Source organism: Leeuwenhoekiella blandensis MED217 (assembly GCF_000152985.1).
Classification (GTDB): Bacteria; Bacteroidota; Bacteroidia; order Flavobacteriales; family Flavobacteriaceae; genus Leeuwenhoekiella; species Leeuwenhoekiella blandensis.
This window is the reverse complement of record NZ_CH672395.1, coordinates 668848-683893: the sequence shown is the minus strand read 5'-3', so window position 1 is coordinate 683893 and position 15046 is coordinate 668848. Positions and strand designations below refer to the sequence as shown.

Genomic DNA, 15046 nt, shown 5'->3' with positions numbered 1-15046 from the left:
ATTTTTACGAATAAGCGTATAAAATACAGTTTTCAAAACTACATCGATTTCGCTACTTAAACGTTGTAGTTACCCTTGTTTAATCAATTATTTATATAAATTTGGTCACCAAGAAACATTATTGGAAAACCAAAATAATTCAATTAAAATTCAAACTTATGAAGCATGTAATACTTAGAAGTATGTTGTTTTTCGCTTCGCTTTTACTGGCAGGTATGGCACAAGCGCAAACAGTATCCGGAACAGTATCTGAACCTAATGGTCCGCTTCCGGGCGCAAACGTTCTCGTAAAAGGAACTACCAATGGGACAACAACAGATTTTGACGGAAATTATACCTTAAACGATGTAGCTGCAGGAAGCGTCCTGGTTTTTAGTTATGTCGGGTTTGCTCCTCAAGAAGTTGCCGTTAATGGTAGATCTACCGTTAACGTTACACTTCAAGAAGATGCTGCTGCTCTAGACGAGGTTGTTCTTATTGGTTATGGTTCTACTACAGTTAAGGATGCGACAGGTACTGTTGCTTCAGTAACTTCAGAAGACTTTAACCAAGGGGTGATCGCTTCACCAGAGCAATTAATTCAAGGTAAAACTGCTGGGGTTCAAATCTCTCAATCTTCGGGAGAGCCGGGCGCCGGTATTAATGTACGTATCAGGGGTTCAAACTCTATACGTTCTGGTAATAACCCACTTATTGTAGTTGACGGGGTACCATTAACAACATCAGGAGCTCCTGCAGCAGGTGACTTAGGTGTAGGTGGTGGTTCTTCTAGAAACCCTTTGAGTTTCTTAAACCCAACTGACATTGAAAGTATCTCTATTCTTAAAGATGCATCAGCTACAGCAATCTACGGTTCTCGTGGTGCAAACGGTGTAATCATCGTGCAAACCAAGAGTGGTCGCGGTAGCTCAGGCGGTGCTTGGGAAGTAAGCAGTAATGTGAGCTTTTCATCTCCGGCTAGAGAGTATGATCTTTTAACTGCAGATCAATATCTTGATGCTTTACCAGATTATGGTGGTGATCCAACATTATTAGACTTTGGATTTGCTTCTGATTTTCAAGATTTTTACACTAGAAATGCAATTTCTACACAAAATAACTTGAGCTACGCACACAGCTATACCTCAGGTAACGTTCGTGCTTCTTTTGGTTATTCAGATCAACGAGGTGTTATTAGAAACACCGGACAAGAGCGTATCACAGGTCGTTTAAACGCGACACAGCGCTTGTTTGATGACAAACTTACTTTGAGTTTACAAACGACTTTATCACGTGTAAATGACGACAATGCGCCTATAAGTGGTCAAGCAGGATCTACAGGGGATTTAATCGGTTCATCGATTACTGCCAACCCAACTTGGCCTATCGACGAGACTTTTTCTCCGGGAAGTAACTTATTAAACCCGGTTAACTTATTACGTTATTATCAAAGTGAGTCTAATACCAATCGTTTTTTAGCAAACCTTTCTGCTGAATATAAAATCACCGATGCCATCAGTGCAAAAGTAACCGGAGGTTATGACAAGAGTGATGCTAAAACTATCGCCTTGTTCTCTCCAGACGTAGCAGGTATCAACCGTGTATCTGGAAATGGTCAAGGAACTTATGGGACTTTTGATCAAACAAACAAACTTTTTGAAGCAACTGTAAGCTATAACAAGCAGTTTGAGAATTCTAAAATCGACGTAGTTGCAGGTTACTCGTATCAAGAGTTTGCTCGTGAGGGAATCAATGCAGGTGGTATTGGTTTTGGGTCTGATATGGGCTTAGCTGCTCAGCAACTGGAAGACCAGTACGGTTTGATTGCAAACACAATCTCAGGATCTTTCCAAAACTTTGCCTACGATCAAAATAGAGATTATGTAAACCGTATAGACTTTGGCGCTCCTTTCGATTCAGCATTCGTTTCTGAACCAATTGGAACAAATTACACACAATTATTTACAGCATACTTTGCTAATACGTTTGACAATACAGACGAATTACAATCTTATTTTGCACGTGTAAACTATACGCTTGCTGATAAGTATTTGTTCACTGGTACATTTAGAGCGGATGGTTCTTCTACTTTTGGACCAGAAAATCAGTATGGTTATTTCCCTTCTGGTGCTTTTGCTTGGCAAATTCACGAAGAAGACTTCATCGGAGATAATGTATCAACTCTTAAATTAAGATTAGGTGCAGGTATTGTAGGTAACCAGGAAGGATTAGGTTATGCTAATTTCATCAGAAGAACACGTTTCTCTGATATTGGAATCACAGATAACCTGACAGTTACTAACTCTGGTACTCAGTTTGTAGGTAACAATAACGAAGCGCTTCAGTGGGAATCTACTTTAGATGTAAACGTAGGAGTTGATTTTGGATTTAACAATGATCGCTTTAATGGCTCATTTAACTTATATCGTAAAGAAACTACAGACCTTCTGCTTTTAAGCACGCTTGCTGCTCCACAGGTACCGGGAATCGAAACGATATTCCAGAACTTAACAGATGGAAAAGTAGTAAACCAAGGGGTTGAACTTGCATTGAACTACGACTTCGTACAAACTGAAGATTTCACGTTCTCATCTTCATTCAACATTGCTTACAACCATAATGAAGTGTTAGATACAGACCGTATTATTGATACAGGACCTATTAACGGTAATGGTTTAACAGGAGCATTTGCTCAGCGTCTTCAAGCAGGACAACCTTTATTCTCATTCTATATGGCAGAGTTTACCGGTTTTGATGAAAACGGAAACCCAACCTATGTAGACGTTGATGGTAACGGAGAAGGTGATCCAGATGCAGATAAGAAGTTTGTTGGTGAAGATGCACAACCAGACTGGACCGCAGGTCTTTCATTAAATGCTACTTACAAAAACTTTGATTTCGCGGCCTATTTCAACGGTCAGTTTGGATTCTCTGTTTACAATGCGACGGATAATGCGTTCTTTAACGCGGGTGGTATTACGATTGCTAAAAACGTTACTACAGATGTATTAACGAGCGGAGAAGCTCCTGGTTCTTCTGTAGCCGTATCAACAAGATTCTTAGAAAAAGGAGACTTTGTACGCTTGCAAACTTTAAGCGTAGGTTACAACGTACCTATGAGTGGTGAAGGTTTATTTGATTCTTTACGTTTCTCTGTAACTGGTCAAAACGTATTCCTAATCACTGGATATTCTGGTTTGGATCCTGAAGTTTCTACAAATACAGGAAGTCTTAATGCTTCGAATATTCCTACCGCAGGTATTGAATATGCAGCATTCCCAAGACCACGTACATTCACATTAGGTGTTAACGCAAGATTTTAATAAAAAATAACTATGAAATATTTAAAACAACATTTTAAAACTTCTAGGTTTTTAGTAGGAATCCTTTCCATTGGGTTAGCTATTTCTTGTACAGACCTAGAAATTGAAGAAACAGACTCTAGACAATCGCCAGACTTTCAAGGTGTGGGTGATGTAGATCTATTCATTGACGGAATTTATAACAGTTTAAACGGTATCATTGGTAACCAGGCTGACTTCTTCGCATTAAGTGAAGTAACAACAGATGCTGCGTTGGTTCCTACCAGAGGTTCAGACTGGGGTGATAATGGTATCTGGAGACAGCTTCACCAGCACGACTGGAGAACAGATCACCAGTATATCACAAACACGTTCAACCAGTGGAACCAAACTCAGTTTGCGGCTTCACAAGCCTTATCAGACTTATCTAATCCTAACGAGCAGCAACGCGCTCAAGCTTCTTTCTTAAGAGCTTTAGGGGTATTTTTTGTACTGGATAACTTTGGTCAAGTGCCCATTCGTGATCCCGAAGCATCGCTTCTAGACAATCCAGAAGTGATCACGGGTCAAGAGGCTGTAGATTATATCATTGCTGATCTAAATACAGCTATCGCTGGTTTACCTGCTTTAGGACCTGGATCAGGAGTAGGTACAGCAACTTCAGATCACGCAAGAGCTTCTAAAGCCGCTGCACGTTATTTATTGGCAAAAGTGCTTCTTAACAAACACATTTATGTAGGCGGCGAGCCGACTACCGCAGATATGCAACAGGTAATCGATCTTGTAGATGCTATTACTGCAGAAGGTTATGCTATTGAAGATGACTACTTTGATATTTTCAGAAATGAATTAGATGATGAAACGATCTGGTTTATTCCTACTTCTGTAGGTAACCGCATCTGGAATGGTCTTCACTATAATCAAGCACCTGAAATTGCAGGTGGTGGTTGGAATGGTTTTGCAACACTTGCAGAATATTATGATATGTTTGAAGGTGATGCTAACGTAAACACTCCTGGTTCTGGTCAAGAAGAGCGTCGTGGTTATGTTCCTACCGAAGGTTTACCTGCTGGTTCTTTTGATGGTGCTACAGATTCTAATGATGATGGATATGCAGATGGATCAAATGTTGGTTTTGGATTCTTAGTAGGTCAACAGTATGATTATGACGGTTCTGCACTTAACGACCGTGGTGGAAACCCGCTTACCTTTAAAAGAGATTTCACAGATGGTAATGGAAACCCTAGTCTCATCAATAACAGTGAGTCTACAGGAATTCGTGTTCAAAAGTACAACGCACGTTATGGAGGTTTTGTGGAGCACGAGATTTTCTTCCGTTATTCTGATGCGTATTTGATGAAAGCTGAAGCCATGTTTAGAGCAGGTCAAGATCCTACTGCGATGATGAATGTGCTACGTGGTCTTCGTGAGGCTACTCCTTTTACTTCGGTAACAGAACAAGATATTTTAGATGAAAGAGGTCGCGAGCTTTATGCTGAGTTCTGGAGACGTAATGATATGATTCGTTTTGGTCAATACACCAGAGGATGGGAATTGAAAGCAGATTCTCAAATAGGAAATGAAAACAGAAACTTATTCCCTATTCCTGCAAGTCAAATTATTCTTAACCCGAACTTGACTCAAAATCCGGGTTACTAGATCTTAAGATTTAGCACACAAATAATAAGAAAGGAGGGTCAATTTTGACCCTCCTTTTAAATTAAACGATTTATCCAACTTTTATCTCTCAAATAGTTTTTGTTTTAAACTGAAGTCTCCTAGTTTTAAATCAAACTCCATATTTTCCCTAAACTGCGCGTAAAACCTATGACAAGATTGTACCCTTTTCTTTTAAGTGTATTGCTTGCTTTAAGTATATCGTGCAGCACAGAGACCAAGACTCCAAAATTTGAGTCGGTATCAGATTCTGGGATTACATTCACCAACACACTCAAAAGCACACCTCAACTCAATATTCTCAACTATCTTTATTTTTATAATGGAGCCGGAACAGCACTAGCCGACTTTAATAACGATGGTTTTCTAGATATTTATTTTACAGGAAATCAGGTATCAGATAAATTATACCTTAATCAAGGGGATTTCCATTTTAAAGACATTACCGGCAATGCTGGCATAGATACTTCATCTACTTCTTGGAATACAGGTGTTACTACAGTAGACATCAATGCAGACGGACTTTTAGACCTTTATGTTTGTACTGTGAGCGGACATTTGGATTTAAAAGGCCACAACAAACTTTACGTCAATCAAGGTACCACCAATGGAATTCCAACATTTAAGGAAGCTGCCTCGGAATATGGACTGGATTTCGCGGGGCTTTCTACACAAGCTAGTTTTTTTGATTATGACAAAGATGGCGACCTTGACATGTATTTGCTCAATCATTCTGTTCATCCCAACTCAAACTATGGTAGAGCCGCGATTCGCAAGGTTTCAGACAGTCTTTGCGGAGATAAACTTTATCGCAATGACGATGGGAAATTTACCGAGGTAACCCAACAAGCCGGCATCTTCAGCAGTAAAATTGGTTATGGCTTAGGCGTTTCCGTAGCAGATTTAAACAACGATAGTTATCCCGACATCTACATTGCAAACGACTTTTTTGAGAATGACTATGTCTACCTCAACAATCAAAATGGTACCTTTTCTGAAGTCAACACGACACAAAACTTACTTGGGCATACTTCACATTTTTCAATGGGAAGCGACATTGCAGATATCAACAACGATGGAAATGTAGATATCTTAAGTCTAGATATGTTGCCCGAAGATCTTCAGGTTTTGAAAGCATCGGGTAATGAATATGCCTATCCTATTTATCAAAATCAGCTAAGAAACGGTTACGATTACCAATTTATGCAAAACACCCTACAGCTCAATTTAGGCAATGGAAGATTTGCAGAAACGGCATTTCAAAGTGGTATCGCTGCAACCGAATGGTCCTGGAGCCCTCTAATGGCCGACTTTGATAATGACGGCTTTAAAGATATTTATATCGCAAACGGAATTTTAGGTGCTACAAACGATATGGATTTTGTGAATTTCATCTCTAACGAAAGTATTCAAAAGCGTTTAGGCAAAAATATGTCTGAAGCTGAGATGGAATTCATCAACAAACTTCCAGAAATAAATGCAGCCAATTATGCCTATAAAAATTTAGGCAACGGCACTTTTGAAGATGTTACCGCACGATGGACCTCTAATGAAAAAACCTTCAGCAATGGTGCTGCTTATGGAGACCTGGACAATGACGGCGATCTTGATTTGGTCGTAAATAACGTCAATCAGCAGGCATCTATTTTAAAAAACACCACTGTGGAAACCGCCGAAGGCACGAGCGGAATCTCCATTCATTTTAAAGGAACTGCACCCAACACGTTTGGCATTGGTGCCAAAGTCACCGCTTATAGTTCTGACAATATTCAGGTTTTTGAAAACTATACCACACGAGGCTTTATGTCGGCAGTTGCTCCTTTCATTTTTGTTGGATTAGGCAACGCCTCGCAGTTAGACTCGTTAGAAGTGCTCTGGCCTTCCGGAACATCTCAAATAATTAAAAACGTGAAGGCTGATCTTGTTTTAGATGAAAAAAACGCATCAACATCAAGCCTTGAAAAGGCCTACAAATCTGATCTTGTTTGGGTCCAAGACACTACTCAAATTGACTTTCTACATAAAGACGGAAACGCTATTGAATTCAGTCGTGATCCTTTGGTTCCTTATGCCAGCACCAACACAGGTCCGACAATAGAAACCGGAGATTTGAATAATGACGGTCTTGACGATATTTTGATTCTAGGTGCCAAAGCGCAACAAACAAGTATTTTCATCCAGCAAGAAAACGGAAGTTTCACCGAAGCGTTCCTCCCAAAAAGTGAAGAAGACGCGATCAACGAAGACACCACTGCGACACTTGTTGATGTCAACAATGACGAGTTCCTCGATATTATCATTGCCAGCGGCGGGAATGAATTTACCAGCGGAAGACAACTCACGCCTCGCCTTTACCTAAATTCGGAAGAAGGTTTTACAAAAGTGAGTAATGCATTTGAAGGCTTGACGCTTAATGCTTCAGCGATCACTGCTGTAGATTTTGATAACGACGGCAACACAGATCTTGCTTTAACCAGCGATTTGGTCCCTCAACACTTTGGTGCTACTCCGCAGCAATTCCTTCTTAAAAATGACGGTAATGGAAATTTTACTGATGTTACATCAAGCTACGCTCCCGACTTTTCTTCCGCAGGAAATGTAAAGGATCTTATCTGGGTCGATCTTGACCACAACGGTTTTAAAGATGCCATCGTCTGCGGCCACTGGATGCCAGTTATGATCTTTATGAATTCGGGTAAAAATCTAAGCCTTTTAAACTCAGAAAGTCTTAACAACACAAACGGCCTCTGGAATAGCATTCGTGCTGAAGATTTTGACGGCGATGGCGATATCGATTTGATTGTCGGCAATTGGGGCTTGAATACCCGCCTGACCGCTTCTGTTGAAAAACCCTTGAATCTGTATCGTTTCGATTTTGATAAAAACGGTAAAATAGATCCGATCACTACCTATTTCTATAAGGGAACCGAAACCGTTTTGGCGACTAAAGATGAGTTGGTTAAGCAGCTTCCGTTCTTGAATAAGAAATTCTTGAGCTATCACGATTTTGCAAAAGCCGGCATCATTGATTTACTTTCTGAAGAAAAACTTGAAAAAGCTGAAAAAAAGCAAGTATTTACGCTTGAGACCACGTATTTTGAAAACCAAGGAAATTTAAGCTTTAAAGCAAAAGCTTTACCACAAATGGCACAGATTTCGAGTGTAAAAACAATGATCACTGAAGACTTTAATGCTGATGGTTTACTAGACATCTTGCTTTTAGGAAATGACAGTGAGATCAGCACCCAATTGGGCAGACTCGATGCCTCACACGGTGTGTTTTTGCTGAATACAGGAACGGGTTTCAACTATACCGGCAACCACAATATTGACCTTAGAGGCGCTGCCCGCAGCAACTCAAAACTGAAAATTAAAGACGACCTTCTTTACATTATAGGTCGTAATAATGATAAACCGCTTTTTATTAGAAAAGAGACTGCACATGATTAGTTTTAAGAAAATATACTTTATCGGTATTTGTTTAGCTTTCGCTGCTTGTGATCAGGATAAGCAAGAAAATGATGCTGTAATTGATCAAGAGCCTACTTTGTTTACCACAATGTCTACCGAGGAAACCGGTATCGACTTTGTGAATGCTATCAAAAATCAGAGCGATTTCAATATTTTTAAATACCGAAATTTCTATAATGGTGGTGGTGTTGCTATTGGAGACATCAACAATGATGGCCTTGCAGACATCTACTTGACCGCTAATATGGGCCAGAACAAACTTTACCTCAACAAAGGAGATTTTAAGTTTGAAGACATTACCGAAAAAGCCGGTGTAGGCGGAAACAAGCCATGGTCTACAGGCGTGGTGATGGCAGATGTAAATGCTGATGGTTTGCTGGATATTTATGTGAGCAATGCCGGAAATATGAAAGGTAACAACCACGACAATGACCTGTACATCAACAACGGTGATCTCACTTTTACCGAAAAAGCACAGGAATTTAATCTTGCAAAATCAGGATTTTCTACGCAAGCGAGTTTCTTTGATTATGATAAAGATGGTGACCTTGATGTGTATATTTTAAATAACAGCAACGTTCCTGTAAGCGGCTTGGGATATGCTGAGCAGCGCGATACGCGTGCAGAAAACTGGGAGAATGTTCCTGATGTTTTTAAAGGTGTGGGCGATCTCCTTATGCGTAACGACGGCGGAACTTTTACCGATGTTAGTGAAGAAGCCGGTATTTATGGTAGTTTAATTGGTTTTGGCCTTGGCGTGATGATCACAGACATCAACAATGACCTGTATCCGGATATCTATATTTCCAATGATTTCTACGAGCGTGATTATCTCTACATCAATCAAAAAGATGGCACTTTTAAAGAAGAAATAAAAGAATGGACTTCCCACCTATCTCTATCTGCGATGGGTGTTGATATGGCAGATATCAATAACGATGGACTGCAAGATATTTTTATTACCGATATGCTTCCCGAGCCGGAAGAGCGTGTAAAATCGGTAATGGAGTTTGACAATTATAATGTGTACAAACTCAAACAGAGTAAAGATTTTTATCAGCAGTTTATTCAGAATACACTTCAAGTAAATAATGGTAACGGCACCTTTTCTGAAACCGCCTATTACAGTGGCGTAGATGCTACCGACTGGAGTTGGGCCGGACTCCTTGTCGACCTAGATAATGACGGATATCGTGATATCTATGTCACCAACGGAATCAACCACGATTTGACTGATCTTGACTTTGTTGACTTTTTTGCCAATGAGATCATTCAAAATATGGCGATGACCGGTAAGCGTCAAGCGATAGATTCGATCATTGATAAAATGCCTAAAAAGCCGCTACCTAATGCGGTATATCGCAATAAAAAAGATTTGACTTTTGAAGATGCCGGTAAAAAGTGGGGACTTGATATGCCGAGTATGTCTAATGGTTCAGCATACGGGGATTTGGATAATGATGGCGATCTCGATCTGGTTGTGAACAACGTAAATATGCAAACCTTCATTTACCGCAATGAAGCTGCGCAACAAACGCAAAACCACTATTTGAGCCTAACCTTTAAAGGCGGGGAGCAAAACCCATTTGCCGTAGGTGCTTCGGTGCGTTTGTATTTTGATGATCAGGAGATTTTTCAGGAATTGTATCCAGTGCGTGGGTTTCAATCTTCTGTAGATTATAAAATGACAATTGGTTTAGGCGCTACGCAAACTATTGATTCACTTCGCGTTTTATGGCCTAATGATAAAACACAGCTTTTAACCCAAGTTGCGACCGATCAAACTTTAGCTTTAGCTCAAGCTGATGCTACGGAAACCTACATTCCAAAAAAGCGACAGCCACAAGCTCAATTGCTTACCGAATTAAGCAACGAGAAGCTCAAAGCAAATACCGAAAACAATTATAACGACTTTGATTACGAAGGTTTGATCGCTAAAAAACTTTCGCAGGAAGGTCCGGCGCTAGCTATAGGAGATGTTGATGGCGATGGTAATGAAGATGTTTATGTGGGAGCTCCTAGTGGAAGCGCAGGAACGCTGTATTTACATCAAGGCAAAGGCAAGCTGAATATCAAAAATCAGTCGGTATTTACTGAAGATGCTTTTTATGAAGACACCGCTGCTGCCCTTTTTGATGCCGATGGTGATGGTGATCTGGATTTAATGGTTGCTTCCGGCGGAAATGAAGTAGGTAAAAAAGAACAATTAAAACCTAGATTGTATTTAAACGACGGCAAAGGAAACTTCAACAAAGCCCCCGAAGAGTTGCCTTCAGCATTTCAAAATATGAGCGTTGTTGCGCCTTACGATTTTGACGGCGACGGCGATATGGATGTGTTTATAGGCTCTCGCAGCGTGGTTGGCGTTTATGGGGTAGACCCTAAACAACTCTTCTTAGAAAATACCGGCAATGGTGTTTTTGTAGATGCGACCGAGCGTTTGGCTTACGACACCAAAGATGCAGGAATGGTGACTGACGCACTTTGGCTGGATATAGACGAAGACGGTAAAGCTGATTTGATCACGGTGTCAGAATGGGGTGCACCGCTTGTATATAAAAATTCAGGAAGACGACTTTCGCTAAAAGAAACAAGTTTAAGCGATAAAACTGGCTGGTGGAACACTATCGCAGCGGTTGACATCGACAATGACGGTGATATGGATTTAGTATTGGGTAATGAAGGAGAAAATCTACACTATCTCCCTTCTGAGCAACGCCCAATGTCTATGTACATCAACGATTTTGACAACAACGGAACGATCGAGCAAATCACTACGATGCATAAAAATGGGAAGGATTACCCGTTACATCAAAAGAAAGAGATCACCGCGCAAATGAGTTCGCTTAAAAAGCAAAACCTCAAAGCTTCAGATTATGCAAACCGTTATATTGACGAGATTTTCTCAAAAGAAAGCCTTCAGAATGCGATTAAAAAATCGGTAAAATATGCGCAATCTATGATCGCTGTAAATGATGGTAAGGGTAATTTCAGTTTAAAGCCACTTCCCTATCAAACGCAATTGTCATGCGTTTGCGATATTGTCGCGACCGATATTAATAAAGATGGTTTAGCCGATTTGATTATGGCGGGCAACAACTTTGAGTTCAAACCGCAATATTCTCAGCTAGATGCCAGCTTTGGTAACGTATTACTCAATGAAGGTGATGCATCTTATGCTTGGCAGAATTATGACAAGAGCGGCTTTTTCGTAAAAGGAGAAGTAAAGCATCTTGCTACCTTCAAAGATAAAAATGGAACTACCTATTTAATCGCTTCGGTTAATGATCAAAAACCAAAAACCTTTGTGCTCAATGAATAAGTTTTTCTCACTGCTCATTTTAGGTTTATCGCTGGTTTCTTGTAAAGACGAGCCGGAATTATTTTTAAATCCAAGCCCTGAAAAAACAGGGGTGACATTTAAAAATACACTCGAGGCAACTGACGATATGAATATTCTGGACTACCTCTATTTTTATAATGGCGGCGGACTCGCAATTGGCGATATCAATAATGACGGCTTGCCAGATATTTACTTTTCAGGAAATCAGGTTAAAAATCAACTGTATCTGAACAAGGGAAATCTAAAATTTGAAGATATAACCGAAAAAGCCGGAGTTGCAGGAAACAGCGATTGGAACACCGGTGCCGTTATGGGTGACGTAAACGGTGATGGCTTTCTAGACATTTATGTATGTGCGGTGGTTGGCCTCAATGGATTGGACGGATACAACGAACTTTTTATCAATAACGGCGATGGCACATTTACCGAACGCGCTGCAGCATATGGTCTTGATCTGGACACCTATTCTTCTTCTGCCGCATTTTTAGATTATGACCTGGATGGCGATCTAGACATCTACATTCTCAATCACGCGGTGCATACACAGAGTTCATTTGGAAAGGCAGATTTACGTTACGAACGCAATCAACAAACCGGAGATCGCCTGATGCGTAACGACGGCGGAACATTTACCGATGTTAGTGAAGAAGCAGGAATTTATGGTGGAATTAATGGCTACGGATTAGGAATTGCGGTTGCTGACTTTAACCTTGACGGATATCCAGATCTGTATATTGGTAATGATTTTCACGAAGATGATTATTACTACATCAATAACGGTGATGGCACTTTTACCGAAGATTTAAAAAATCATTTTGGCCACACCAGCCGTTTTTCGATGGGAAGCGACGTGGCTGATCTCAATCACGACGGCTGGCCCGATTTGATTTCGCTAGATATGCTTCCGCAGGATGAGAACGTTTTGAAAGCTTCCGAAGGTGATGATAATATTCAGACGCAGCGCTTGCGCACAGATCGATATGGGTACCACTATCAGTTTACGAGAAATATGTTGTTCATCAATCGTGACGGGAAGGATTACCAAGAAAGCGCGTTATTGAGCGGAGTCGCCGCTACAGACTGGAGTTGGAGCGCTTTGTTTGCCGATTTTAATCAAGATATGCAGCAGGATCTTTTTATCTCTAACGGAATCCCAAAACGCCCGAACGACCTCGATTACATCAAGTTTGTATCAAACGAGCAGATTCAAAGTAAGATCAATAACACCGGATTGATCGACACTAAGGCGCTCGATCTGATGCCTTCTGGAGTAACACATAATTATGTGTATGAAGGAAGCGCCGATTTACAATTCAAAGATCAGTCTGGTAAATGGATCGCAAAAGACACCATTGTTTCCGGAGCGACGGCCTACGCCGATCTTGATAATGACGGCGACCTGGATTTAATCACTAATAACATCAATGCTTCGCCTACCTTTTACATCAATAAAACCGATGAGAAAGCCAATTATCTTAAGCTAAAACTGAAAACGCAAAGCTCAAACACCTATGCCATCGGCGCTAAAGTGTATGCGTATGCTAACGGAATCAAGCAGTTTAAAGAACTTTTTACCGTGCGTGGTTTTCAGGCTTCTTCAGAACCAATGATCCATTTTGGATTAGGCGATGCCAAAACCGTTGACTCTGTGCGAATCATTTGGCCCGATAAGACAAGTCAAATGCTTAAAGACATCAGTGCCAATCAAAGTCTTGTAGTGAATCAAGAAAACACACAGACTTTTGATTACAACCGTTTAAAACCCAAACAGCAAAAGCTGTTCTCAAAAGTAACCGATTCTTTAGGCCTTGATTTTACACACATTGAAGATGCCTATTCCGACTTTGATCGTGAGAAATTAATTCCTTATCAAATAGGTGATCGCGGTCCGGCTGTTGCAGTTGGCGATCTTGATGGAGACGGGAACGATGACGTGTTTTTTGGCGGATCGAAATACATTCCGTCACAAGTCTTTATTCAACAGGATTCAGTTTTTGTAAAAACAGAATTTGCTAGCATTAAAAAGGATTCGATCAATGAAGAGGTAACCGCTGTTATCGCTGACTTCAACCAAGACGGAAAAAACGATTTGATGACCGGTACAGCAGGTGGCGACTTTTTTAACAGAGCAAAACCCTTGATTGACGGACTTTACCTTAACGACGGCGCAGCTTTTTCTTCAGCTACAATGCCTGAGCTTTTTGACAATACTTCGGTTCTTGCAACTTATGATTATGACGGGGACGGCGATCTTGATGTTTTTGCCGGAACACAAGCCATAACAGGAAGTTTTGGTAAAACGCCGGTTTCCTATCTTTTAGAAAATGAAAACGGAAGTTTCCGCGTAGTGCAAGAATTTAAAGATCTCGGAATGGTAACCGCTGCCGTTTGGAGTGATTTTAACAAGGACGGAAAGTTAGACCTTGTGGTCGTTGGCGAATGGATGGCACCCACTTTTCTAGAAAATAAAAATGGCAGATTAACTAAAGTCGATTTAGGAACCGATAATCTGAACGGACTTTGGCAAAGCGTGATTCCGTTTGATATTGACGGCGATGGTGATGAAGATTACCTGGTTGGGAACTGGGGAAAAAACAGCAAATTTAAAGCTTCGGCCGATGCTCCTATGGTGATGTTTTACAATGATTTTGACAATAATGGCCAAACGGAAACTATTGTTACTACAGCCAAAGAAGGCAAGTATTATCCTTTAATGGGACTTGATGCGCTGGCTTCTCAAGTGGTTTCTTTCAGAAAAAAGTACCAGAATTACAGAGATTTTGCCGGTCAAACCATCGAACAAATTCTTAGCAAAGAACAGTTAGAAACAAGTACAAAACTGGAAGTACAAACCTTAGAAACCGGTTATCTGCGTAATGACGACGGCAAATTTAAATTTGTAGCTTTAGGTCGTGATTTTCAGGTTGCACCGGTGTTAAGTTTTTGTAAATTTGACTTCGATAATGATGGTAAAGAAGAAGTTCTTGCAGCCGGAAATTACTTTGGTGTACAGCCCTTTCACGGAAGATTAGACAGCTTTAACGGCGCCCTGATCAAAAATGAAAATACGGTGATTCCGGGAGATCAAATCGGTTTAGATTTTGCACGAAAATCAATAAGAGATCTTTCAATACTTTCATTAAATGGTCAAAAGTATTTACTTGCGACGCCTAACAACGCCACCAGCCAACTTTATAAATTAAACTAGTGTACAACCTGTTGTACCCCTAAAATTTTAAGTTTAAGAAATCGTTTTCATCAAGATTTCCCTAAA

Annotated in this window: 5 protein-coding genes; all 5 read left to right on the top strand. The window is 40.4% G+C overall.

Annotation, left to right across the window (positions count from 1 at the left end; all coding sequences use genetic code 11):
* Positions 1 to 158 precede the first annotated feature (158 nt).
* The 5 genes from MED217_RS02930 to MED217_RS02910 all read left to right on the top strand — a co-directional run bounded on the left by MED217_RS02930 (position 159) and on the right by MED217_RS02910 (position 14980).
* Positions 159 to 3302, top strand: a complete 3144-nt coding sequence (locus MED217_RS02930; RefSeq protein WP_040532550.1) for a SusC/RagA family TonB-linked outer membrane protein — start codon at positions 159 to 161, stop codon at positions 3300 to 3302.
* A 12-nt stretch (positions 3303 to 3314) separates the two neighbouring features.
* Positions 3315 to 4940 carry a RagB/SusD family nutrient uptake outer membrane protein gene (locus MED217_RS02925; protein WP_009778985.1) on the top strand — a complete coding sequence of 542 codons (1626 nt, stop codon included), beginning with the start codon at positions 3315 to 3317 and terminating at the stop codon, positions 4938 to 4940.
* A gap of 168 nt (positions 4941 to 5108) precedes the next feature.
* Positions 5109 to 8408: a VCBS repeat-containing protein gene (locus MED217_RS02920; RefSeq protein WP_009778984.1), complete on the top strand. Its 3300-nt coding sequence runs from the start codon at positions 5109 to 5111 to the stop codon at positions 8406 to 8408.
* Positions 8401 to 11751: a CRTAC1 family protein gene (locus MED217_RS02915; RefSeq protein ID WP_040533171.1), complete on the top strand. Its 3351-nt coding sequence runs from the start codon at positions 8401 to 8403 to the stop codon at positions 11749 to 11751. The genes MED217_RS02920 and MED217_RS02915 overlap by 8 nt, the downstream gene beginning before the upstream one ends.
* Positions 11744 to 14980: a VCBS repeat-containing protein gene (locus MED217_RS02910; RefSeq protein ID WP_009778982.1), complete on the top strand. Its 3237-nt coding sequence runs from the start codon at positions 11744 to 11746 to the stop codon at positions 14978 to 14980. The genes MED217_RS02915 and MED217_RS02910 overlap by 8 nt, the downstream gene beginning before the upstream one ends.
* Positions 14981 to 15046: the final 66 nt, after the last annotated feature.

Coding starts and splice junctions, on each gene's coding strand:
- MED217_RS02930 (WP_040532550.1), top strand. CDS start 159: ATGAAGCATGTAATACTTAGAAGTATGTTGTTTTTCGCTTCGCTTTTA.
- MED217_RS02925 (WP_009778985.1), top strand. CDS start 3,315: ATGAAATATTTAAAACAACATTTTAAAACTTCTAGGTTTTTAGTAGGA.
- MED217_RS02920 (WP_009778984.1), top strand. CDS start 5,109: ATGACAAGATTGTACCCTTTTCTTTTAAGTGTATTGCTTGCTTTAAGT.
- MED217_RS02915 (WP_040533171.1), top strand. CDS start 8,401: ATGATTAGTTTTAAGAAAATATACTTTATCGGTATTTGTTTAGCTTTC.
- MED217_RS02910 (WP_009778982.1), top strand. CDS start 11,744: ATGAATAAGTTTTTCTCACTGCTCATTTTAGGTTTATCGCTGGTTTCT.